General features: G+C 66.5%; 19 protein-coding genes, 1 tRNA gene and 1 pseudogene. 13 read left to right on the plus strand and 8 right to left on the minus strand.

Features of this window, described 5'->3' with window-relative positions; all coding sequences use genetic code 11:
* Positions 1-62: 62 nt before the first annotated feature.
* From ASE66_RS28715 to lipB, 3 genes are all read right to left on the minus strand, one after another.
* Positions 63-1,661 carry a carboxyl transferase domain-containing protein gene (locus tag ASE66_RS28715; protein ID WP_413814300.1) on the minus strand — a complete coding sequence of 533 codons (1,599 nt, stop codon included), beginning with the start codon at positions 1,659-1,661 and terminating at the stop codon, positions 63-65.
* A 144-nt stretch (positions 1,662-1,805) separates the two neighbouring features.
* Positions 1,806-2,006: a hypothetical protein gene (locus ASE66_RS32795; protein ID WP_156412364.1), complete on the minus strand. Its 201-nt coding sequence runs from the start codon at positions 2,004-2,006 to the stop codon at positions 1,806-1,808.
* A 64-nt stretch (positions 2,007-2,070) separates the two neighbouring features.
* The gene (gene lipB, locus ASE66_RS28725) at positions 2,071-2,778 is read right to left on the minus strand and encodes a lipoyl(octanoyl) transferase LipB (protein WP_057193161.1); all 708 of its coding nucleotides are present in this window, start codon (positions 2,776-2,778) and stop codon (positions 2,071-2,073) included.
* Between the two features lie 133 nt (positions 2,779-2,911).
* On the opposite strand from lipB, the gene ASE66_RS31665 reads away from it, so the two are divergent.
* Positions 2,912-3,181, plus strand: a complete 270-nt coding sequence (locus ASE66_RS31665; protein WP_244495087.1) for a FliM/FliN family flagellar motor switch protein — start codon at positions 2,912-2,914, stop codon at positions 3,179-3,181.
* A 25-nt stretch (positions 3,182-3,206) separates the two neighbouring features.
* Here the strand turns inward: ASE66_RS31665 and ASE66_RS28735 are convergent, their stop codons facing one another.
* Positions 3,207-4,061, minus strand: coding sequence for a 2-keto-4-pentenoate hydratase (locus ASE66_RS28735; protein ID WP_057193163.1), 855 nt, complete (start codon positions 4,059-4,061; stop codon positions 3,207-3,209).
* Positions 4,062-4,298: 237 nt separating this feature from the next.
* On the opposite strand from ASE66_RS28735, the gene ASE66_RS28740 reads away from it, so the two are divergent.
* The 3 genes from ASE66_RS28740 to ASE66_RS28750 all read left to right on the plus strand — a co-directional run bounded on the left by ASE66_RS28740 (position 4,299) and on the right by ASE66_RS28750 (position 6,982).
* A tRNA-Leu gene (locus ASE66_RS28740) sits at positions 4,299-4,383 on the plus strand.
* Positions 4,384-4,562: 179 nt separating this feature from the next.
* Complete coding sequence (mgtE, locus tag ASE66_RS28745; RefSeq protein ID WP_057193165.1) at positions 4,563-5,969, plus strand: magnesium transporter; 1,407 nt, start codon at positions 4,563-4,565, stop codon at positions 5,967-5,969.
* Between the two features lie 77 nt (positions 5,970-6,046).
* Positions 6,047-6,982 carry a glycoside hydrolase family 25 protein gene (locus tag ASE66_RS28750; RefSeq protein WP_244495088.1) on the plus strand — a complete coding sequence of 312 codons (936 nt, stop codon included), beginning with the start codon at positions 6,047-6,049 and terminating at the stop codon, positions 6,980-6,982.
* A gap of 4 nt (positions 6,983-6,986) precedes the next feature.
* On the opposite strand, the gene ASE66_RS28755 is transcribed toward ASE66_RS28750, so the two are convergent.
* Positions 6,987-7,706, minus strand: a complete 720-nt coding sequence (locus ASE66_RS28755; protein ID WP_057193167.1) for a CDP-alcohol phosphatidyltransferase family protein — start codon at positions 7,704-7,706, stop codon at positions 6,987-6,989.
* Between the two features lie 104 nt (positions 7,707-7,810).
* On the opposite strand from ASE66_RS28755, the gene ASE66_RS28760 reads away from it, so the two are divergent.
* Positions 7,811-8,797 (plus strand): GH25 family lysozyme, encoded by a 987-nt coding sequence (locus ASE66_RS28760; protein ID WP_057193169.1) that lies wholly within the window; start codon positions 7,811-7,813, stop codon positions 8,795-8,797.
* A 75-nt stretch (positions 8,798-8,872) separates the two neighbouring features.
* Positions 8,873-9,868: a CorA family divalent cation transporter gene (locus ASE66_RS28765; protein ID WP_057193171.1), complete on the plus strand. Its 996-nt coding sequence runs from the start codon at positions 8,873-8,875 to the stop codon at positions 9,866-9,868.
* Between the two features lie 109 nt (positions 9,869-9,977).
* Here the strand turns inward: ASE66_RS28765 and ASE66_RS28770 are convergent, their stop codons facing one another.
* On the minus strand, positions 9,978-11,579 hold the full coding sequence (locus ASE66_RS28770) for an arylsulfatase (RefSeq protein WP_057193173.1): 1,602 nt from the start codon (positions 11,577-11,579) through the stop codon (positions 9,978-9,980).
* Positions 11,580-11,915: 336 nt separating this feature from the next.
* Between ASE66_RS28770 and ASE66_RS28775 the strand changes: the two genes are divergently transcribed.
* The 7 genes and pseudogenes from ASE66_RS28775 (at position 11,916) to ASE66_RS28805 (ending at position 17,994) form a co-directional block, all read left to right on the plus strand.
* Positions 11,916-13,088 (plus strand): isovaleryl-CoA dehydrogenase, encoded by a 1,173-nt coding sequence (locus tag ASE66_RS28775; protein WP_057193175.1) that lies wholly within the window; start codon positions 11,916-11,918, stop codon positions 13,086-13,088.
* Between the two features lie 39 nt (positions 13,089-13,127).
* Entirely contained in the window at positions 13,128-14,045 is a 918-nt protein-coding gene (locus ASE66_RS28780) for a LysR family transcriptional regulator (RefSeq protein ID WP_057193177.1), read from the plus strand.
* A gap of 148 nt (positions 14,046-14,193) precedes the next feature.
* On the plus strand, positions 14,194-15,219 hold the full coding sequence (locus ASE66_RS28785; protein ID WP_057193178.1) for a Bug family tripartite tricarboxylate transporter substrate binding protein: 1,026 nt from the start codon (positions 14,194-14,196) through the stop codon (positions 15,217-15,219).
* Positions 15,220-15,397: 178 nt separating this feature from the next.
* On the plus strand, positions 15,398-16,156 hold the full coding sequence (locus ASE66_RS28790) for a rhodanese-like domain-containing protein (protein ID WP_057193180.1): 759 nt from the start codon (positions 15,398-15,400) through the stop codon (positions 16,154-16,156).
* Between the two features lie 160 nt (positions 16,157-16,316).
* Positions 16,317-16,709, plus strand: a pseudogene (locus ASE66_RS28795) (gamma-glutamylcyclotransferase family protein); the annotation flags it as partial.
* A 299-nt stretch (positions 16,710-17,008) separates the two neighbouring features.
* Positions 17,009-17,518 carry a DUF3592 domain-containing protein gene (locus tag ASE66_RS28800; protein WP_057193182.1) on the plus strand — a complete coding sequence of 170 codons (510 nt, stop codon included), beginning with the start codon at positions 17,009-17,011 and terminating at the stop codon, positions 17,516-17,518.
* Positions 17,519-17,616: 98 nt separating this feature from the next.
* Complete coding sequence (locus ASE66_RS28805) at positions 17,617-17,994, plus strand: hypothetical protein (protein WP_057193183.1); 378 nt, start codon at positions 17,617-17,619, stop codon at positions 17,992-17,994.
* 23 nt (positions 17,995-18,017) lie between these two features.
* Here the strand turns inward: ASE66_RS28805 and ASE66_RS28810 are convergent, their stop codons facing one another.
* Together ASE66_RS28810 and ASE66_RS28815 are read right to left on the minus strand one after the other, a co-directional pair.
* Positions 18,018-18,947 (minus strand): alpha/beta hydrolase, encoded by a 930-nt coding sequence (locus tag ASE66_RS28810; RefSeq protein ID WP_057193185.1) that lies wholly within the window; start codon positions 18,945-18,947, stop codon positions 18,018-18,020.
* Positions 18,948-19,085: 138 nt separating this feature from the next.
* Entirely contained in the window at positions 19,086-20,882 is a 1,797-nt protein-coding gene (locus ASE66_RS28815) for an ABC transporter ATP-binding protein (RefSeq protein WP_057193491.1), read from the minus strand.
* Positions 20,883-21,112 lie beyond the last annotated feature (230 nt).

Raw genomic sequence — 21,112 nt, forward strand, 5'->3', positions numbered from 1 at the left:
TGCTCGAATACCAACCCTCGGCGAGCTGGAGTTCAGCGGATCCAGAGCATGACGCCTTGGGATCACATCCTGAACACGCCGAACCGCGTCTCAGGCACCTCGGCGTTGAGGCAGGCGGAGAAGGCCAGCGCCAGCACGCGGCGCGTCTCGGAGGGCAGGATGATGCCGTCGTCCCAGAGCCGGGCGGTGGCGTAATAGGGCGAACCCTCGGATTCGATCTTGTCGCGGATCGGCGCCTTGAAGGCTTCGGCGTCCTCGGCCGTCCAGGGCTTGCCCTCGGCTTCGAGATTGTCGCCGCGCACGGTGGCGAGCACACTCGCCGCCTGCTCGGCACCCATCACCGATACCTTCGAGTTCGGCCAGGCGAACAGGAAGCGCGGCGAGTAGGCGCGTCCGCACATGCCGTAATTGCCGGCGCCGAAGGAGCCGCCGACCAGCACGGTGATCTTCGGCACCCGCGCCGAGGCGACTGCCGTCACCAGCTTGGCGCCGTCCTTGGCGATGCCGCGCGTCTCGGCCTCGCGCCCGACCATGAAGCCGGTGATGTTCTGCAGGAAGAGCAGCGGGATGCGGCGCTGGCAGCAGAGCTCGATGAAATGCGCGCCCTTGAGCGCGCTCTCCGAGAACAGGATGCCGTTATTGGCGATGATGCCGACCGGGATGCCGTGGATCCGGGCGAAGCCCGTCACCAGGGTCGAGCCGTAGAGCGGCTTGAACTCGTCGAGCTGCGAGCCGTCCACCAGCCGGGCGATGATCTCGCGGGCGTCGTATTGTTTCTTGAGGTCGGTCGGCACCACCGAGTCGAGTTCATCGGCGCCATAGAGCGGCTCGACCGACTCGGCGATGTCGATGTCGGGCCGCTTGACGCTGTTGAAGTTGCTGGCGATGCGCCGCGCGATCGCGAGCGCATGAGTGTCGTCGCCGGCATAATGGTCGGCGACGCCCGAGAGCCTGGCATGAACGTCGGCGCCGCCGAGATCCTCGGCCGAGACGACCTCGCCGGTCGCCGCCTTCACCAGCGGCGGGCCGCCAAGGAAAATCGTGCCCTGGTTCCGGACGATGACCGTCTCGTCCGACATCGCCGGCACATAGGCGCCGCCAGCGGTGCAGGAGCCCATCACCACCGCGATCTGCGGAATGCCGAGGCCCGACAAGGTCGCCTGATTGTAGAAGATCCGGCCGAAATGCTCGCGGTCGGGAAAGACCTCGGTCTGGTGCGGCAGGTTGGCTCCGCCCGAATCGACCAGATAGATGCAGGGCAGCTTGTTCTCGCGCGCGATCTCCTGGGCGCGCAGATGCTTCTTCACCGTCATCGGGTAGTAGGTGCCGCCCTTGATGGTGGCGTCGTTGCAGACGACCATCACCTCGCGCCCGGCGACGCGGCCGATGCCGGCGATCATGCCGGCGCCGTGCACGTCCTTGTCATACATGTCGAAGGCGGCCAGCGAGCCGACCTCGAGGAAGGCCGAGCCGGGGTCGAGCAGGCGCAGCACGCGCTCCCTGGGCAGCAGCTTGCCGCGCGCCGTATGGCGCTCGCGCGAGCGGGCATTGCCACCGAGCGCGGCGGTGGCGCGCCGCTCCAGCAACTGATCGCGCAGCGCGCTCCAGGCCGCGACATTGGTGCGCGCCTCGGCCGAGTTGAGATCGACCTTGCTCTCGATGACCGCCACGGCGCGCTCCCTAAAATAGTCCTCGTCCGGTTATGGCGCGCCGTGGCCAAAAGGCAAACAGGCGACGGCGCGCAGATGCGCCGTGCGCGGACGTGCACCCTGAAAGACGGCCTCTCGAACCGGATCGGCGAAGGACTACTCGCGCATGCGCCGGACCGAGCCGGTCACGGTCGGAGCCGCGAACGCGCCGATCGCTCCGCCCGCGACGGCGCCGATCGGCCCGCCGACGATAGCCCCGGTGCCAGCCCCGGCGGCAGCGCCGGCAATGCGCTCCTCGGTGTTGGTGCAGGCTGAAAGCAAAGCTGCCAGGCAGCCCGCGAAGATGAACCTCGTCATCGTCGTCCCCATGGTTGATATCACCGGGCAAGCATCCGGGCGGATGGTCAACGCAAGGTAAACGTCAGGAAACGGCGATCGTCGGACCGAAAATCTGCTCGAATTTGGCCCGCAGCGCACTATCGACCTCGGGCATGGTCACGGCTAAGCCGAGATCGACCAGCGAGGTCACGCCCTGGTCGGAGACGCCGCAGGGCACGATGCCGTCGAAATGCGCCAGCTCCGGCTCGACATTGAGCGAGATGCCGTGGAACGAGACCCAACGCCTGACGCGGATGCCGAGCGCGGCGATCTTGTCCTCGGCGTCCACGCCCTTCTCCGGCCGGCGTACCCAGACGCCGACGCGCTCCTCGCGCCGCTCGCCGCGGACGTTGAAGGCGGCGAGCGTGCCGATCAGCCAGGCCTCCAGCGCCGAAACGAAGCGGCGCAGATCCGGCTCGCGCCGCTTCAGGTCGAGCATGACATAGGCGACGCGCTGGCCGGGGCCGTGATAGGTGAACTGCCCGCCCCGCCCGGTCTGGTGCACGGGGAAGCGCTCCGGCGTCAGCAGGTCCGCGTCCTTGGCCGAGGTGCCGGCGGTGTAGAGCGCGGGATGCTCGACCAGCCAGACGCGCTCGCGCGCCACGCCGTCGGCGATCAGGGCGGCACGCGCCTCCATCTCGGCGACGGCCGCCTCATAGCCCACCGGCTCGTCGGCGATCACCCATTCGACCGGCTCCGAACCCGCCTCCGGCAGGAACGAGACCGCAAGCGCCTCGCGCGTCTTCACTATGGCTTAACCTAGTTTGTTCAACTCTTGGCAACCGGTGCGGCGTCCGATCGCTTCGCCGCTGCTCATGCGCCGGTTTCCGCGTCGCTGGCAAGTTCGTGGAATAGTTCTGAAGTTAAGTCTGCGGAGGCGGGTTTTGAAGGCTGATCTCGATCACGTCGCGGTAGAGCTGACGGTGGTGCTCGGCTCGGCGCAGATGCCGATCTACAAATTGCTGCGCATGGGTCGCGGCGCGATCATCGAGCTCAACGCGACCGAGAACGACGAGGTCCAGATTCTCGCCAACAACCATCCCTTCGCCAAGGGCCATGTCGTCGTCGCCGGCACCCGCATCTCGGTCGAGATCACCGAGATGCTGATGCGGCCGACCGTCTACACGCTCGAAACCGTCGCCGACGCGGCCTGATCGACATCGGCCGCCCGGCCCGCTCTCATTCGAACTGGACGCTGACCTTCGGCGTGCCGGCGAAGCCCTCATAGCGGACAGTGACCTGCTGCCCCGGCTTCGGCGGGGTCAGCGGCGAGAACGAACCGACGCTGATCAGGTCGCCCGGGGCCAGCTTGCGACCGGCCTTGGCCAGATCCTGCACCAGCCAGACCACCGCGTTGAGCGGGTTGCCGAGCGTCGTCGCTCCGGTTCCCTCGGCCAGCACCGCACCACCGCCATCCGTCGCGACGATCTTGGTCTCGGCCAGAAGCGCGAGCGTCGCCGCATCGGCCTTGAGCGGTACCTCCGCGCCGGCCACGCCGAAGCGAGCGGCGACATTGATCGCCAGCAATTGCACGCCGTCGAGCGTCTCGCTCGGCGCCAGCGCCAGATCCGGCAATTCGATGAAGGGGCGCATGCCCGAAAGATGGCGCAGCGCTTCCTCGGGCGTCTTCGCGGCGTTGATTCCCTCGTCCTTGACGACGAGGAGCATATCGGCCTCCCAGACCGGGCGGGCACCGTAAGCAGCCGGCAGCTTCGCGCCATCGTTCAGAATCATCTTCTCGAACAGCACGCCGCTCACCGGACTATCGGCCTTGAAGCGCTCCTGCACCGCCTTGGCGGTGAGACCGGCCTTGTAGCCGACAATCTTGCCGAGCTTGCCTTGCAGTTCGGCGACGAGCTTGCCGCGCGCGCAGGCCGCATCCTGGGGATTCGCCACGGGCAAGGCCTTGGCCGGGCGCTTCGCCTCCCAATCCGCGACGAAGCCGCTTATCGCCGCGGCATCCGGGCAGGCAGCGTGCGCAGCCGTCGCGGCCAGGCAGGCGTTCAGGGCCAGAGCAATGGAAAATGCGCGCATCAACGTCCTCCCGGCCCCGCTCATCGCCTGCGCGGGAGCGCAGACTGGCGGCGATTATCACTGAGCCGACTGCGTCATAAGGGAGCGCGGCCGGCAGCATTGTGCCGTGACGATCTCCGGCCGCGCAAACTTCGTCAACAGCACAGTCCGAACGGGGCTTGTCGCCGCCCATAGCTTTTGCTAGACCCGCGCCGCTCCGGAGTTCACGGCCACCACGCGGTGACCTTAGGAGCCGCTGCGGTCATGGCGGAATTGGTAGACGCACTACCTTGAGGTGGTAGCGGGGAGACCCGTGGAGGTTCGAGTCCTCTTGACCGCACCAGTTTGGGGCTAAGGCCCAGGAAACGGCGATCCGCAAGGGTCGCCGTTTTTCGTTGCAATTGCGTCGAATTCGTTCCCGGCGCGTTGCTATGGAGCGGCGGCGCTGACACAAGGGCGCTGACGCGTTCCGGCGCGATCCCCTGCCCCCGAATCCCCTGCCCTCGAATCGCGGAGCGCCCCATGGTGGAAGCCGAGCACGCTGCCGACGAGACGCTGGAGCGCAAGGTCCGCGACGAGGACGGCGCGATCGACGCGAACTTCGTCGAGCAGGTCTCGCAGGCCGTCCTGCTCTCCGACGTCACCACCTTGCGCAAGCTCGTTGCCGAGCTGCACGAGGCCGATCTAGGCGATCTGATCGAGGCGCTCGATGCCGAGGAGCGGCCGAAGCTGATCTCCCTGCTCGGCAACGATTTCGACTTCGCCGCGCTGACCGAGGTCGACGACGCCGTCCGCGAAGAGATTCTCGAGGAGCTCTCGCCGGAGACGGTCGCCGAGGGCGTGCGCGATCTCGACACCGACGACGCGGTCTACATCCTCGAGGACCTCGACGAGGCCGACAAGCGCGAGATCCTGGACAAGCTGACGCCGGCCGAGCGGACGGTGCTGCAGCAGGGCCTCGACTATCCCGAAGACTCGGCCGGCCGGCGCATGCAGCCGGAGGTGATCGCGGTGCCGCCGTTCTGGACCGTCGGCCAGACCATCGATTTCCTGCGCGAGACCAAGGAGCTGCCCGAGCGCTTCTTCGAGATTTTCGTCGCCGACCCCAGTCATCGTTTCGTCGGCACCGTCAGGCTCGACCAGCTGCTGCGCACCCAGCGCCCCGTCAGCGTCGCCGATCTCGTCGAGGACGATCGCCGCGTCGTGCAGGCCACCGACGACGTCGAGGACGTGGCGCGGATGTTCCAGCGCTACAACCTCGTCGCCGCGCCTGTGATCGATGCCGCCGGCCGGCTGGTCGGCGTCATGACCATCGACGACATCGTCGACGTGATCGAGGAAGCCGGCGACGACGACGTCAAGCAGCTCGGCGGCGTCGACGCGGAGGAAGAGATTTCCGACTCGGTCCGCCAGGTCGCGCTCGGCCGCTTCCGCTGGCGCTTCATCAGCCTGATCGCCGCCTTCGTCAGCGCCTCGGTCATGGCGATGTTCGAGGAGCAGCTCGGCAAGCTCGTCGCGCTGGCCGTGCTCGCGCCGATCGTCGCCAGCCAGGGCGGCAACGCCGCGACCCAGACAATGACGGTGGCGGTGCGCGCACTCGGCACCGGCGAGCTCGGCGGCTGGAACATGGGCCGCTTCTTCCGGCGCGAGATGATCGTCGGCGTGCTCAACGGCGTCGCCTTCGCGCTCATCACCGCACTGGTCGCCGGCTTCTGGTTCGGCAACCACATGCTCGGCGTCGTCATCGGCCTCGCCATGGTCGCGACCCTGATCATCGGCGCCTTCGCCGGCGTCGCCGTGCCGCTGGCGCTCGACAAGGCCGGCATCGACCCGGCAATCTCGTCCGGCACCTTCGTCACCACCATCACCGACGTCGTCGGCTTCTTCTCCTTCCTGGGCATCGCGACATTGCTATTGCGCCTGACCTGACAGGCAGGGAAAAATCGGTAGCGTAAACCGGGCGTCAAGCTTTCTCCTCAATTGTCCGGGAAATGACCGCCCGCCGCATGAAACCTTTTTCCCTGGCTCCCTTCGCACTGCTCGCCGCGCTGACGGCTTTGGGCGGCTGCGTCGGCTTGGACAACTATCCGGCCAAGGGCGATGCGCGTCCGCATCCCGGCGTCGACGCTGCCAGGCAATATCCGATCCAGGGCATCGACATCTCGCGCTGGCAGGGCGAGATCGACTGGGCCGCGGTCAAGGGGGCCGGCACCCGCTTCGTCTACATCAAGGCAACCGAGGGCGGCGACCATGTCGACCCGGCCTTCCAAAGGAATTGGGAAGGCGCGCGCCGCGCCGGCGTGCCCCGCGGCGCCTACCATTTCGTCTACTGGTGCCGCCCGGCCCATGAGCAGGCGATCTGGTTCAAGCAGCAGATCCCGAACGATCCCGACGCGCTGCCGCCGGTGCTCGACCTCGAATGGAACGGTCACTCCAAGACCTGCCCGAAGAAGGTCGAACGCTCGCTGGCGCTGGAGAAGATCCGGCTGATGCTGACCGAGCTCGAGCAGCTCACCGGTAAGAAGCCGGTGATCTACACCGACATCACCTTCCACAAGGACATCCTGGAAGGCGAGTTCAACGACTACGCCTACTGGATCCGCTCGACCGCGGCGAAGCCCGAGACGCGCTACGAAAACCGGCCCTGGGCCTTCTGGCAGTTCACCACCACCGGCCGCATCCCCGGCATCAGGGGCGACGTCGATCGCAATGCCTTCTACGGCAATGAGGGTGAGTTCACCGGCTGGCGCGAGGGCCGCTTCGATATCGGCACGCGGACCTGGACGCGCCAGCGTCCGGCGGCGCCCAATCCGAGCCCCGGTCCGGAGCACACCCCTGTCGCGATGATGCCGGGCGCGAGCCGGCCGGTGGCCGCAGCCGCCTTCCAGCCGGCGCCGCTCGGCCAGGTCGTCGACGACGAGACCGCGCCGGAATCCGAGTAAACACCTATCCGCGCGGTACCCTGGCGCGCGCCAGGCCAAGCCCGACGAAATAGCAGGCCGCCAGCGCGAGCCCGGCCTTGCTCCAGGCGTCCGGCCGCATGCCGTGCCAGATCGTCGCGGCGGCCGCAGCGGCCCAGAGCACCAGCATGGCCAGCGTCAGCCCGCGCCAGCGCCGCACACGTACCGGGTGCACGAACACCACCGGCAGGAACATCAGCGCCGTCGCGATCAGGATGACCACCAGCGCAAGCCAGTCCGGCGGCGCGAAGGCGACGATGTAGAACACCGCGATGTTCCAGACCGCCGGAAAACCGCGGAACCACCAATCGTCGGTCTTCATGCCGGTATCGGCGAAATAGAGCGCGCTCGTCAGCGTCACGATGAGGCCGGCGATAAGCCCATAGGGCTGCGTCATCACCTCAGGCCGCAGCAGCATAGCCGCCGGCACGAAGACATAGGTGACGAAATCGACGACGAGGTCGAGCTGCGCGCCGTCATAACGCCTCGCCCGCTCCTTGACCGCAAAGCGCCGCGCCAGCGGCCCGTCGAGCGCATCGACGATCAGCGCCACACCAAGCCAGGCGAAGGCCTGCGCCAGATCGCCGACGAAAATCGCCTGCAGCGCCAGCAAGCCGAGTGCGGCACCGAGCGCCGTCAGCACATGGACGCCATAGGCCAGGACCCGGCCGGCCTTGCCTTTCCCCGCGCCCTCCGGGTTCTCCATCGCCAGCCTCCCGCCGGTTAACCAAGCCTGAAGCCGGCCACTCGAATGCTAACCACCTCTTAACTCGGCCGCCGCCTATCCTGCCTCGCAAACGGGAGACAAGCATGGCGCGGCGCGCTGAGACCAGTCCAGAAGCGCGGCCGGCCACAGCTTTGCCGTTGCAGGCATTCGCCGCCGCCGTTCTCGGCCTGCTCTGTGCTGGCCCGGCGCTCGCGCTCTATCCGAAGAAGGGCGACGCCTCCCCGCATGCCGGGGTGCGCGATGCACGTCAGCGCTCGATCCAGGGCATAGACATCTCGCGCTGGCAGGGCGAGATCGACTGGGCCAAGGTCAAGGATGCCGGCACCCGCTTCGCCTTCATCAAGGCGACCGAGGGCGGCGACCATCTCGACCCGATGTTCAAGAAGAACTGGGCCGAGGCGAAGAAGGCCGGTGTGCCGCGCAGCGCCTACCATTTCGTCTACTGGTGCCGGCCGGCCAAGGATCAGGTGCGCTGGTTCAAGCGCCATATTCCGCGCGATCCCGACGCCTTGCCGCCAGTTCTCGACGTCGAATGGAACGGCGAATCGGAGAAATGCGGCAAGAAAATCCCGCGCGAGAAGGCGCTCGCCAAGATTCGCGAGATGCTCAAGGGCCTGCAGGAGCATACCGGCAAGAAACCGATCATCTACACCGACATCACCTTCCACGAGGACGTGCTCGAAGGCGAGTTCAACGACCACCCCTACTGGCTGCGCTCGACCGCCGCCCCGCTCAAGCACCGCTATGAGCGCAAGCAATGGGAGTTCTGGCAGTTCACCACCACCGGCCGCGTGCCCGGCATCAGCGGCGACGTCGACCGCAACGCCTTCTTCGGCACCGAGCACGAGTTCTCAGCCTGGCGTGACGGTCGCTACGACATCGGCGCTCGCAAATGGCGCGGCGGCGAGTCCAAGGTCGCGACCACGCCGAAGCCGCCGGCCACTCCGGCAGGACTGCGGACGCCGAAGGCGGCCGGCAACACGCCGTTGAAATTCGCGCCGCCGGGCAAAATTCCGAGATCGGCGCAGGCACGCGACGTCGCCACGACTGGGTCGATCGCCCGCGACTGAGGGCAGGCGTCGCAAAACCGTCATCTGACAAGCGCTGATGCGACATCAGCTAGCCAGTCAGAATGCGGAATATCGATGTTGCAGGATATCCAGTCGCGGACAGGCATCGTCTGGGCCTACCGTTTCGACGCGAACGGCACCCCTGAACTGCTGCCGCGCGACGAAGTGCCGACGCTGGCGCCGGAGCAGGGCTTCGTCTGGCTGCATCTCGATCTCGTCCACACCAGGGCCCAGGCCTGGATCGACGAGCGCAAGGAACTGCCGCCCGCAGCGCGTGAGCTCCTGCTCTCGCGCGAGACGCATCAGCGGCTCGATCATTCCGCCAGCCTGGTCTGGGGCATCGCCCATGACCTGACCCGCGACATCGTCGACCGCACCGACCATGTCGGCACGCTCGCCTGGGCGGTCGGCGAGCGCTTCCTGCTGACCGGCCGGCGCGAGGCGCTGCAATCGATCCGCAAGGCCGTCGAGGCTCTCAATGCCGGCGAGCAGATCGCCTCGCCGGCCGAATTGTTCGAGCACATCATCGAATATCTGATCGACGACGTCACAGACGCGGTCGTGCGGCTCTCCGACGAGACCGACAGCGTCGAGGACCAGATCCTGCTCGACAAGCTGGACAACGGCCCGCAGCGCGTCGGCACCGTCCGCCGCTCCGCTGTGCAGCTGCACCGCCAGCTCGCCGGCCTGCACCTGCTGTTCCGGCGTTTCGCCGAGACGCCCTCGGGACGCTCCGCCCCCGAAGCGGTGCGCGCCAGTGCGCTTCGACTGCTGCTGCGGGTCGATACGCTGCGCCAGGACATCCAGTCGGTGCAGGACCGGGCTCGCCTGCTCCAGGACGAGATCGCCGTGCGCTCCGCCAACCAGACCAACCGGCAGCTCTACGTGCTCTCGATCCTGACGGCGCTCTTCCTGCCGGCGACCTTCATCACCGGCCTGTTCGGCATCAATGTGAAGGGCCTGCCTTGGGTGGAATCGGAAACCGGCGCCGCGCTGGTCACCCTGGCCTGCCTCTGCGCCTCGATGCTGACCCTGTTCCTGCTGCGCCGGCGCGGGGTGATCGGGCGGTAGGGCTATCGCCACGCCCCCGATCGCCGGCTATTTCGGCGTCGACACCAAGGTCTTGCCCCCCGCCCTCAAGCGTCTTCGACTCACCACCAAAGACTCGCCGCCAAATTCGTCAATTACCGCCTTTCCCCATCGCCTCGACCTTCTGCATGACGTCATCGAGATTGAAGCTGGCCGGCTTCTGGCGTGGCGGGAACTCTCTGAAGCTCTGGAGCCAGTTGGCGGCGAAAGTCTGCATCGGCACCTGCACGAACGCCCGGTCAGCCATCCACTTGTTATAGAGGATCGACTCATCGCCTCGTTCGAATGGGTCGGAGCGCAGGTTGAAAAGCTTCGGAACGCGCAGGTTGGTGAATTGCCCCTGCCAGACGCCGATGCCCTTGTTATTCTGCTCCAGGAACACCGATTTCCATTCCAGATACCGGATCGCGACGAGCTGGCCGTCGTCGTTCCAGAAGATGAACTCCTTGCGCGGTGTCTCCTTCACCTCACCCTTGAAGAAGGGCATGAGGTTGTAACCATCCAGATGGACCTTGAAGGTCTTGTTGCCGATCTGCGCGCCCTTCAGGCACTTGGCGACGACATCCGGATCACCCCCGGCCGCGGCAAATGTCGGGATCAGGTCGTAGTGCGAGAAGGCTTCATTGTAGGTCGTGCCGGGCGGGATCGTTCCCGGCCAGCGGATGACCATCGGCACCCGGTAGCCGCCCTCCCAGTTGGTCGCCTTCTCGCCGCGGAAGGGGGTCGTCCCACCATCGGGCCACGACATCACTTCAGCGCCGTTGTCTGAGGTGAACAAGACGATGGTGTTGTCGGCGACGCCGAGGTCGTCGAGCTTCTTCAGGAGCTGCCCGACATAGCCGTCCAGTTCGACCATGCCGTCCGGGTAGGGCCCGAGGCCCGTCTTGCCTTGAGAGGCGGGCTTCAGGTGCGTCCAGACGTGCATCCGGGTCGGGTTGAAGTAGCAGAACCACGGCTTGTTCGCCTTGTGCTGGCGATCCACGAAATCGAGCGCAGCACCGAGAAACTCCTCGTCGACCGTCTCCATCCGCTTGGTCGTCAGCGGACCGGTGTCCTCGATCTTGCCGTCGGACGAGATTTTGAGGACGCCGCGTGGACCGAACCGCTTCCGGAACTCCGGATTCTTTGGATAGTCGGGGTTTTCTGGCTCCTCCTCGGCATTGAGGTGGTAAAGATTGCCGAAGAACTCGTCGAAGCCATGGTTCGTCGGCAGAAACTCGTCCTTGTCGCCTAGGTGGTTCTTGCCAAACTGCCCGGTGGCGTAACCAAGCGGCTTGAGAAATTCCGCGACGCTGGGATCCTCGGCACGCAGGCCGATGTCGGCGCCGGGCAGCCCAACTTTCGTGAGACCGGTGCGGATCGGTGACTGCCCCGTGATGAAAGCGGCTCGTCCCGCCGTACAGCTCTGCTCGCCATACCAGTCCGTGAACAGCGCGCCTTCCTTGGCGATCCGGTCGATATTGGGCGTCCGATAGCCCATCATCCCGTGGTTGTAGGCGCTCACGTTGAACCAGCCGATGTCGTCGGCCATGATCATGAGAATATTCGGCTTGCGATTACCAGCTGCGTTACTTGGCGCCGGCTGTTGAGCCTGAGCCGTTTGCATCGGAGAAGAAGTGAGACCCGACGCCGCCAAAGCCGTGCCGCCAAGAAGGAGGGTTCTGCGAATTGGATCAGGTCGATCGGTAGCCATGCTTCCCTCCTTGATCTCTCAGAGAAGGCCAAGCTAGGACGACCCATCTGCGGAAGCCAATTCGAAATTCTGGCGCGGTGAATGAATTCATCAACGTCAGGGCAATGTCCCAGAAGGCTCGGAAGGCGCGCTGCCATTGTTCCGAGTTCGCCGCCTGGGCAGTCTCCGAAACTGAGCTCCGGTCGGTCGCATCGCCCCTGTTCCGCCACCGACTCGCATCTGCGCATCGACGCAGAACCATCTGCCGCCGCCTGCCCGCTGACTTGGGCACCAACCGCGCTATAACGCAGGAAAGGGGCGCGCGCGCTCCGCCTGTTTTCAAGCCGGGAGGACACCATGCTCGCCAACGCGCCCCGCCCCTTCAATTTCGACCTCGGCGAGACCGCCGACGCGATCCGCGACACCGTCCATGCCTTCGCGCAGGAGAAGATCGCGCCGCGCGCCGAGGAGATCGACAAGACCAACCAGTTCCCGCGCGATCTCTGGCCGCAGATGGGTGCGCTCGGCCTGCACGGCATCACCGTCCCGGAGGAATATGGCGGCGCCGGCCTCGGCTATCTCGAGCATTGCGTCGCGATCGAGGAGGTCTCCCGGGCCTCGGCCTCAGTCGGCCTCAGCTACGGCGCCCATTCCAATCTCTGCGTCAACCAGATCGCCCGCAACGGCAACGAGGCGCAGAAGCAGAAGTATCTGCCCAAGCTGATCTCGGGCGAGCATGTCGGCGCACTCGCCATGTCCGAGCCCGGCTCAGGCTCCGACGTCGTCTCGATGAAGACCAAGGCGGTCAAGAAGGGCGATCGCTACGTCCTGACCGGCAACAAGATGTGGATCACCAACGGCCCGATCGCCGAGACTTTGGTGGTCTACGCCAAGACCGATCCCGAGGCCGGCACGCGCGGCATCAGCGCCTTCCTGATCGAGAAGGGCATGAAGGGTTTCTCGACCCATCAGAAGCTCGACAAGCTCGGCATGCGCGGCTCCGACACCTGCGAGCTCGTCTTCGAGGAGTGCGAGGTTCCCGAGGAGAACGTGCTGGGTTTGGTCGGCCGCGGCGTCAACGTGCTGATGAGCGGGCTCGACTATGAGCGCGTCGTGCTCTCGGCCGGCCCGCTCGGCATCATGCAGGCGGCGATGGACATCGTCCTGCCCTATATCCACGAGCGCAAGCAGTTCGGCCAGTCGATCGGCGAATTCCAGCTCGTCCAGGGCAAGGTCGCCGACATGTATGTCGCGATGAACTCGTGCAAGGCCTATGTCTACGCCGTCGCCAAGGCCTGCGACCGCTCCGAGACCACCCGCGAGGACGCCGCCGGCGCCATCCTGATCGCCGCCGAGAAGGCGACGCAGCTGGCGCTCGACGCGATCCAGCTGCTCGGCGGCAACGGCTACATCAACGACTACCCAACCGGGCGCCTGCTGCGTGACGCCAAGCTCTACGAGATCGGAGCCGGCACCAGCGAGATTAGGCGGATGCTGATCGGGCGGGAGCTGTTCAACAAGACGAAGTAGACCTGACGGCGGCCTTTCCGAGATGTCGAGGCGGCGCTGATGAACATGCGGCAGCTGAGATACTTCGTCAGCGTGGTCGACGCCGGCAACATGACGCGCGCCGCCGAACAGCTGCATGTCGCCCAGACGGCGCTCGGCATGCAGATTCGGCTGCTCGAAGAGGATCTCGGGGTCGAATTGCTGGTCCGCCATTCGCGCGGGGTCTCGCCGACCGAGGCCGGCAAGCTGCTGCGCGAGCGGGCACTCGCGATACTCGATCTGGCTGCCGCGGCACGCGCCGACGTCTCGGCCTTTGGCACCGACAGGACCGAGGCGATCCGTCTCGGGACGACGCCGGCCCTGATGCCGGTGGTGGGGCCGGAGATCGCCGTGACCATGCGCGAGCGCCTGCCGCAGGTTTCGCTGGGGATGGTCGAGGCGATGAGCCATGTCCTGGTCGATGACCTCGCCCGCGGCGAAGTCGACTTCATTCTCTGCTACGACGTGCCCGACCTGCCCCAGCTCGCGCGCACCCCCTTGCTCCGCGACGATCTCGTGCTCGTCACCCTCCCCGGCCCGGACAAAAGCGGGCCCGTGCCCTTCGCCGAGGTGCTGGAAGAGACCCTCGCCATGCCCGAGCAGGGCGACACCGTGAGGGCCGCGGTCGCACGGGAGGCGCTGGAGCTGGGACTCACGCTGAAGGTCGCCTATGAGGTTCGATCGGTGTCGGCCATGAAGAACCTCGTCAGCCGTGGCGCGGCGTCCAGCGTCCTGCCGTATTTCGCGGTGCTGGACGAGGTTCGCGACGGCAGGCTAGCGGCTCGGCCGATCATCCGGCCGGCGATCCGCCGCACCCTCTTCCTCGCCTGTTCCAGCCAGCGCCCGCGGTTCCGCAACGAGGCCGGCCTGACGGCGGCGGTGAGGCTCTCGCTGAAAAGTTTGCTCGACGCACTCGGTCCCCTCGCCCAGCCTCTCTGAACCGCCACGGCTGCGGACCGGGCTGCAAAACCGCGCGCTGCGCTCTCGGGATCATAGTGGACGCACCGCCGCGCTTCCTGTGATGTGAAGGCCCGAGGCCGGCCGAACGGCAGGGCCGTCCGAACGGCCACCGCCATCGGAGGACGCGATGATGCTCTCTTCCGCCTTCCCCCGGCTGCGATCCCCGGACACCGGGAGCCGGCTCGCAGGTCGCGCCGGATGCCTCCTTTCGGCACTGCTTTCGCTTGCGGCGGCCTTCTGTAGCCCCGCCGCCGCCCAGAGCTTTCCCGACCATCCCGTCAAGCTGGTGGTTCCCTTCATTGCCGGCGGGCCTGTCGACGCGCTGGCCCGGATTGCAGCGCAAGACCTGTCGCATCGGCTCGGCCAGGCGGTCGTCATCGAGAACCAGTCAGGCGCCGGCGGCGCGATCGGCACCGGCGCCGTGGCGCATGCGTCGCCCGACGGGCATACCCTGCTCTTCGCCATCAGCTCGCAGGTCTATGGCCTCTATCCGCAAGGCGGCCAGGATTTCCTCAAGGGCTTCGTGCCGGTCGCGACCGTCGCGGCCTGGTCGCATGTTCTCGTGACCGGCCTTCGCACCCCGGCACGGACCTTGCGCGAGCTGATCGCCCACGCGAAGGCCAATCCCGGCGCGCTCACCTTCGGATACGGCCTCAATACACCGCCGCAGATCCTCGGAGAGACGCTCAAGAGCGTCGCGGGCGTCGATATCAGAAGCATTCCCTACCGAGGCGGTGCGCAGGCGATCGCCGACATGCTCGGTGACCGGCTCGACCTGAACTTCGGGACCACGGCCACGCTTCTCCCGCTGATACGCGAGGGCAAGCTCAGGGCCCTCGCCTATACCGGCGCCAGCCGAAGCCCCGAACTTCCCGACGTGCCGACCGTCGCCGAAGCCGGCTATCCGCAGCTCGCCTTCGATCCGGATGCCTGGGCGATGATCCTCGCTCCGGCGGATACGCCGCGCCCGGTCGTCGAACGGCTCAACCAGGCCGTCCGCGACTGCCTGCGAAGCCCGCAAATGCTCGCCAGGCTGGCCGCCCTCGGTTACGCGGCACGCCCGGGCTCACCCGAGGAGACAGCGGCGTTCCTCGCAGCCGAAGTCGTGAAGTGGCCGCCGATCGTCAAAGCCGCAGGAATCAAGGCGGAGTAGATTGAAAAATGGGCAACGCGAGTCGCCTTCAAGCTGAATTCAAACGAGGAGCGCGCACGTTATAATATTGGATCGAATAAATGACCGATGCTCTAGTCGATCCAGCGTTCTTATGTCGCTCCAGCAACGATGCTGCCGGCATGAAAGAACAGCTCTAATTCGATCGGCGGAGATAAAGATGATCTTCAATATTCCCGTGGTGATGTTCTGTGCCCTTCTTGCCCCTGTCGGAATCGGTGCCCCCAGGGCGGAGAGCGTCGACATTTTCCGGGCGACCTTGGCCGAAACCGGTCAGAAGACGGCTGAAGTCTCCACTGACGAGATGCGCAGGGTGCTCGCCGACCGCAGTGCCATCGTGCTCGACACCCGCACACCGGCGGAGTTCGACGCGGGGCACCTGCCCGACGCTCATAGCCTCGACGGCTCGCCGGCAGAGGTGGCGGCCGCCGTTGAGCGACTGGCGAAGGGCGACAGGGCGGCCGCGTTGGTGCTCTACTGCAATGGTCCCTATTGCCAGGCCAGCCGCAGGCGGGCCGACGAGCTGGCGGCGGCGGGCTTCTCCAATGTCCGGCGCTACCAGCTCGGCCTCCCGGTCTGGCGGGCGCTCGGCGGGCCGGTCGAAGTCGAGCTGGCCGGCGTGCGCCGCATCTTCAACATCGACAGGACGGCCGTGTTCATCGACGCCCGGGCCGCCGGCGAATTCGGGCAGGGCAGCCTGCCAGGTGCGCTCAATGCCCCGGTCGACGCGCTGGCCTCGGGCGCCCTCAAGAAGGCTCCGCTTCCGGAGGACGACTTCAATCGCCGCATCGTCCTGTTCGGACGCGATGTCGCCCAGGCCCGCCAGCTCGCCGCCCTGCTGACCAAAAGGCCCTGGCACAATGTCTCGTATTTCCCCGGCACCTTCGACGAATTGTCGCTCGCGCTGCGGAGCCAGTGACATTCGGATTGCCGGCAGGGCCGGACCACGCAAGCGCAGCCGGCCAGCCATCTGGCCGGTTGCCGCGTCCGGGGCTTTTGCGGCATTGGTATCGTCGAAGCCCGCCGCCGGACCTGCCGGTTGCCGCAGGCGACAGCCCTCGGGAAAGCGACGACCCGCCATGCCGCTCTACTTCGCCTATGGCGCCAATATGGACATCGCCGCGATGGCGCTGCGCTGCCCGCGCTCGAAGGCGCTCGGCCTAGCCCGCCTGCCGCGCCACCGGTTTATCGTCACGACGGACGGCTACGCCTCGGTGATCCGCGATCCACGCGAGAGCGTCCATGGCGTGCTCTGGGATTGCGCCCTCGGCGACATCCGCACGCTCGACAAATTCGAGGAGCTCGCCAGCGGCCTCTACGTCAAGATCAGCCAGCCGGTGATCGTCGAGGGCGGCGCCAAGCGGGCGCTGATCTATGTCGGGCGCAGCGGGCAGGTCGGCCGGCCCCGCCCCGGCTACCTTGAAGACATCATCGCCAGCGCCAGAAGCTGGGCTTTGCCAGAGACTTACCTCACCGGGATGAATCGCTTTCTGAACAAGCCGATTCAGGATGGCAAGCCGCTGAATCGGGATCTGAATGAGCCGCTGCCGGCCGGCCCTGTCGCCGGCGTCAGGCCGCGTGCCGCAGCTCCGAACCTGGCAAATCGCACCGGCAAACCGTCCGAATAGTTCGAATCTCGAAAGAGTGACGCTGGCGCATGCGCGCCATGCGCGAGCCTTCACGGCTGCGAAAGTCGCGCTGGCCGGGACAGGCGGGAGGCGCCCGGACAGGATCCGGGCTCCTTTCCCGAACTGTCTCGATGGAGGCCCCAATGAGCGGAATCGTCGGCTGGATAACCGGCAAGATCAAATGGCTGCTGCTGATCGCAGCGATCGGCGGGCCGGTCCTCGCCTTCTTCAGCTGGCAGGATGGCGAACGCGTCAGGACGATCGCGGCGAAGGGCATCGAGGCCCAGGCCTCGGTCGAGGGCGCGACCCGCACCAAGCGCCGCCGCGGCGGCACCAGCTATTCCGTCGACCTCGCCTGGAAGGATGCCGCCGGCAAGGACCGCACCGCCGAGAAGATCACGGTCTCGACCGAGTTCGCGCGTCGCATCATCAGCAACGACAAGCTCACCGTCGACACGCTGAAGATCAAGTACCTGCCGGACGAGCCGGGCAAGGACGCGGTGATCATCGCGGACGACGCCAACAAGCAGGCCGATCAGGACAGCGAGATGATCTATGTCGGCGCCGGAGCGGGTGCCGTCGGCATCGTCGGCTCGGCACTGTTCTTCCTGCTCGGGCGCCGTCGCCAGAACAGCCAAGAGCAGGCCGCCTGAACCGGCCTCCACCTACTTTTGCGCCGCTGTCCCGCCGGCAGCGGTGCAAAGGCGTTGTTCGCGGCAGATTGAACGCTTCTTTGGAGGAAACAGCGACGATGCCGATCCGCGCCGGAGCCATCCTGCTGTTCCTCGCCATGCCCATGGCGAAAGCAGCTCTCGCCCGCTCGCCGGAAACACCGGCCGCGCCCCTCAGCTGCGGCGGCGATGAACCCTATTGGAGCCTGAAGCTCGGCACCGACGGCAAGGCTCGCTTCTCCGATGGCGATGGCAAGGCCTCCACCTCCCCCTTCGCCCTGCAGCAGAGCCGCAACACGACGCTGATCGCCGGCGTGACCTTCGGACTGAGCGCCGATATCCGCGCCGTCATCGGCCACGAGGCCTGCTCGGTGACTGCCAGCGACGACGACAAGCCGATGACGATCTCGGTCTGGTACAAGGACCGGCTGCTGTCCGGCTGTTGCCAGCCGGGCTGACCACTAGTTCGATTGTCCCAGCCTCAGCGGGCAGCCTTCATCATCGCCATGACGGCCTGGGACAGCTCGGTCTTCGCATTGTTCAGCTCCTCCGGCACCACGAAGTGGTCGCGCCCGGGCAGCACGACCTTCCGCGCAAGACGCCCCATACCGGCGAGCGCCGTCGCGAACTCGTTGGATTGCCGCTGGAATTCGGGGCTTTCCTTGTCGCCGAAGGCGACGATGACATCGCAGGCGATCCGGTCGAGATGGCGCATCGCACTGAGCGCTGCGAGCTCGTCTTTCGAGATCTTGATGTAGGAGCTGCGGGCCGAGAGCATCACCGGATAGAGCTCGTACATGCCGCTCATCGCGACGCCGCCCTTGATCAGGTCTTTCGGACCGCCCAGCGCCGACCAGTCGCTCGTTAGCATGACGCCGCAGAGGTGCCCGCCAGAGGAATGGCCCGAGACGAAGATGCGCTGCGGATCGCCGCCGAAGCGCGCGATGTTCTTGTGAAGCCAGAGGAACGCCCGCTGGCACTGCGCCGCCATCTCGGGCAGGCGCACCGCCGGGATATTGGCGAAGTTCAGCGCGACATAGAGACAGCCGTTCTCGACGAAGGTCGGCGCGGGCGCCGAGGCGTCCTCGCGTCCGAGCGCCCGCCAGGCGCCGCCATGGATGAACACCATCACCGGCAGGTCCTTGGCTCCGGCCGGCGCGAAGATATCGAGCGTCTCGGCCTCGCTCTCGCCGTAGCGCTCCGTCTTCGGCGGATACTTCTGCCGGACTGTGGCGCTGTCGCTGGCGTAGCGGGCGATCACCTCCTGCGCGTTCGGCGCCCAGACGCGCTGGTCATAGGCCTTGTCGAGCGCATCCTGCGTGTAGTCGAGGAAAATGGCCGATTGCGCCCGTGCCGCCAGCGGCGCGGCCATCGCGGCAGCCAGCGCGATACCGAAACTACGACGATCCATGAAGCCCCCCAAATCTCGGCTGCGAGGCTAGGGCTCCTCCCTCAGCAGTGGAATGCGGGTTTCGCAATAAATCCATAAGCAAAAGCAAGGGTGAGGTGCGCCTTGCCGCCCCGATAAGGGGCGGCAAGGCTTGATGGTTCAGGCGACGAGGCCCTTGGCCAGCTCGCTGACCTGCTTCTCGAACAGCGCCCGGTAGATGCCGCCGTCATGGGTCAGCAGCGTCTCATGCCGGCCTTCTTCCACGACCTCGCCGCGGTCGAAGACCAGGATGCGGTCCATGGCGCGCACCGTCGAGAGCCGGTGGGCGATGACGATGGTGGTGCGGCCTTCCATCAGCCGCTCCATCGCCTCCTGGATCAGCGCCTCCGATTCAGAATCGAGGCTCGAGGTCGCCTCGTCCAGGATCAGGACCGGCGCGTCGGCCAGGAATGCGCGTGCCAGCGCCACCCGCTGCCGCTCGCCGCCCGAGAGCTTGACGCCGCGCTCGCCGACGAGCGTGCCGTAGCCCTTGGGCAGGCGCATGATGAACTCATGCGCGTTGGCGAGCATCGCCGCTTGCTCGATCTGCGCCATGCTCGCGCCCGGACGACCATAGGCGATGTTCTCCGCCAGCGAGCGGTGGAACAGCACCGGTTCCTGCTGCACGATCGCGATCTGTGCCCGCAGGGACGTCTGCGTCGCCGAGGCGATGTCGCGCCCGTCGATGGCGATGCGCCCGTCGGTGACGTCGTAGAGCCGCTGCACCAGCTTGACGAAGGTCGTCTTGCCGGAGCCGGAGCGCCCGACCAGGCCGACCTTCTCGCCGGCCCTGATCGTCAGCGAGAAGTCGCGATAGAGCGGCTCGATGTGGCCTCCATAGTGGAAGGTCACCCGCTCGAAAGCGATCTCGCCGGCAGTCACGTCCATCGCCGTCGATCCCGGACGATCCGGCACGCCGAAGGGCAGCGCGTGCATCGCCACCAGCTCCTCCATGTCGTTCACCGAGCGCTGGAGATTGTGCACATGCTGGCCGACATCGCGCAGATAGCCATGCACGACGGCGTAGCTGGTCAGCACGAAGGCGACGTCGCCGGGCGTGGCCTGGCCATTGGCCCAGAGCCAGATCACCAGCCCGATCACCGCAGCGCGCAAGGCCAGCAGCACGATCTGCTGTGCGGTCCCCGACCAGGTTCCGCGCACCCATGTCCTACGCGTCCGCCCCGCCCATTTCGCCAGCACACCGGTCAGGCGCTGGTCCTCGCGCGCCTCGGCGCCGAAAGCCTTGACCACCGGATTGCACGAGATCGAGTCGGCCAGCGCGCCGCCGAGTCTGGTGTCCCAGCTGTTGGCGAGCGTCGCCGCCGGCGCGACGAAGCGCAGTGACAGCACCATCGTCACGGCGCAGTAGATCACTGCGCCGGCAAAGACGACCGCGCCCATCGCCGGCCAGTGCCAGGCCAGCAGGACCGTCGTGCCGAGCAGCACGATCAGCGACGGCAGCAGCGCGATCACGATCGTGTCGGTGAGCAGGTCGAGCGCCCACATGCCGCGGGTGATCTTGCGCACTGTCGAGCCGGCAAAGTTGTTGGCGTGCCAGTCGGTCGAGAAGCGCTGCAGGCGCGCGAAGGATTCGCGCGCGACATCGCCCATCGTGCGCAGCGTCATCTGCGTGATGCCGATGAAGGACAGGTGCCGGAACAGCACCGTGACCGCGCCGAGCACGATCATCATGACGAGCGCCGCAAGCGCAGCGTCGAGTCCGCTCGCCCGCTCGCCGGCGACCGCATCGACCAGCCGCCCGGCATAGAGCGGCATGAACAGGTCGGCGGCGGTCGCCGCCATCACGGTGAGGACCACGCCGGCGACGCGCCAGCGTTGGCGGCCCCAATGTGAAAAAGTGAAGCCGAGAACGGCCCGGAACGGCTCCTGCCGCTCCGTCTTGGGAGAAAGAGACATGAAAGCATCCGGCCCCGACGAGACCGGCTCCAAATTCAGGCGAAGCGCGACCGCGGCCGCGACTTCAGAAAACGCGATGGGAAATGCTGGCTCGAGCCGCCGCAAAGGCGGGCCTCGTGCTGATCCGACCTAGTGGTGGCGGGACCGCATGGTGGGAGCGGTGATGGTAGCGAATTCCATTCAGCCCTCCCTTTCCTGAGTTGGAGCCAGGACCGGCAACATGCCGCATG

Origin of the sequence: Allobosea sp. Root483D1, assembly GCF_001429505.1 — a bacterium.
In the GTDB taxonomy this organism is placed as follows: domain Bacteria; phylum Pseudomonadota; class Alphaproteobacteria; order Rhizobiales; family Beijerinckiaceae; genus Allobosea.